This is a genomic window from Veillonella dispar, from assembly GCF_937975875.1.
Taxonomy (GTDB): Bacteria; Bacillota; Negativicutes; order Veillonellales; family Veillonellaceae; genus Veillonella; species Veillonella dispar_B.
On the sequence record NZ_CALJSP010000135.1, the window covers coordinates 1 to 1850 of the forward strand.

At 38.5% G+C, this 1850-nt stretch carries 2 protein-coding genes; both read left to right on the plus strand.

The annotated features are described in order from the left end of the window. Positions 1-995: ornithine carbamoyltransferase (gene argF / locus Q7P05_RS06540; protein WP_303931204.1), on the plus strand; the 995-nt coding region annotated here is incomplete at its 5' end. 110 nt (positions 996-1105) lie between these two features. Continuing rightward, positions 1106-1850, plus strand: a 745-nt coding sequence (argC, locus tag Q7P05_RS06545; RefSeq protein WP_303931207.1) for an N-acetyl-gamma-glutamyl-phosphate reductase, incomplete at its 3' end; no start/stop codon positions are given.

Here is a 1850-nt window from a genome sequence, read left to right on the forward strand (position 1 = left end):
ATACATCATTTAAAACAATGCTTCAATATACACCAGAAGAGATTAAATACTTCTTGGACTTGGCAGCAAAATTAAAAGCCGATAAAAAAGCAGGTAAAGAAATCAAAACATTAGTAGGTAAAAACTTTGCATTAATTTTTGAAAAAGACTCCACACGGACTCGTTGTGCCTTTGAAGTAGGTGCTGCAGACCAAGGTGCTCATACAACATATCTTGGCCCTACAGGTTCCCAAATGAATAAAAAAGAATCCTTAAAAGATACAGCGCGTGTTCTAGGATCTATGTATGATGCTATCGAGTTCAGAGGTTTTGATCAAGCCGATGTAGATACATTAGCTGATTATTCTGGCGTACCTGTTTGGAATGGTCTTACTGATATGGATCACCCTACACAAACATTAGCGAATTTCTTGACGCTTCAAGAAAATATCGATAAACCATTGAATGAAATCTCTTATGCTTATGTGGGTCATGGTCAATCTAATATGTGTAATGCCTTAATGAGTGGGGCCGTTAAAATGGGTATGGATTTCAGACTTATCGGTCCTAAACAATACTGGCCAGCCGGTCCATTCTATGAAGAATGTTTGAAAGTTGCAAAAGAAACAGGTGCTACCATTACATGTACAGATAACGTAGCGGAAGGTGTTAAAGACTTAGATGTAATCTATACAGGTGTATGGGTAACTATGGGTGATACTTATGATATGTGGGAAGAACGTATCAATACGTTTAAACCATTCCAAGTTAATGCTGAAATGATGGCATTAACAGGTAATCCAAATACTAAATTCTGTCACTGCTTGCCAGCGTTCCACAATACGGAAACTCAAGTAGGTAAAGATATCTTTGAACGGTTCGGTATGAATGGTATTGAAGTAACGGAAGAGGTATTTGAAGGACCAAATTCTTTAGCATTCCAAGAAGCAGAAAATCGTCTCCATACCATTAAGGCCGTTATGGTTGCTACATTTAGTGACTATCCATTGAAATAATTTCATCTCCCTAGAAGGTGATGTGTGGTATAGTTTGTTTCCTATTTATAATAGCTGAGGGGCTGTATAAATAGGTGTGAGTCACCAATAGGTGAGAATTGAGGTTTACTATGGCACCTTATAAAGTATTTATTGTCGGTCATGAAGGTACGACAGGTTTAAGAATTCATGAACGGTTATCTGATAGAAAAGATATAGAATTATTGGCTACTGCTGATGAGGATCGTAAAAATGTAGAGGCTATTAAAGCGGTAGCTAAAGAGGCAGATATTGTATTTCTCTGCTTGCCTGATGCGGCATCTAAAGAAATCATGGCGGCTATCGGTGAACTACCTTGTAAGGTAATTGATACATCTACTGCGTTTAGAACTGCTGATGATTGGGCTTATGGTTTCCCAGAACTTGGTGCTGATTATAAAACAGCTATCAGTACAGAAAAACATATTGCCAACCCAGGCTGTCATGCGAGCGGTATGATTGCTTGTATTGCGCCTCTTGTAAAAGCAGGTCTTGTGCCAACAGATTATCCTTTCACCATTACATCCTTAACTGGCTATAGTGGGGGCGGTAAAAAGATGATTGGTCAATATGAAAGTAATCCAAAGGATTATTTTCTCTATGCACCGCGTCAATATGGTCTAAGTCAACAGCATAAGCATTTGCCAGAGGTTCAACATGTTTGTGGACTTAGTGAAGCACCTATTTTTATGCCTATCGTTGACGATTATTATTCCGGTATGGAAGTTACTGTAGGTATCCATAGTCGTTTATGTCAAAAGCCCGTTAGCATCGATAAAGTGCAACAGGCATTGGAAGATTTTTACAAAGATAGCACAGTCGTTACTGTTGTACCAT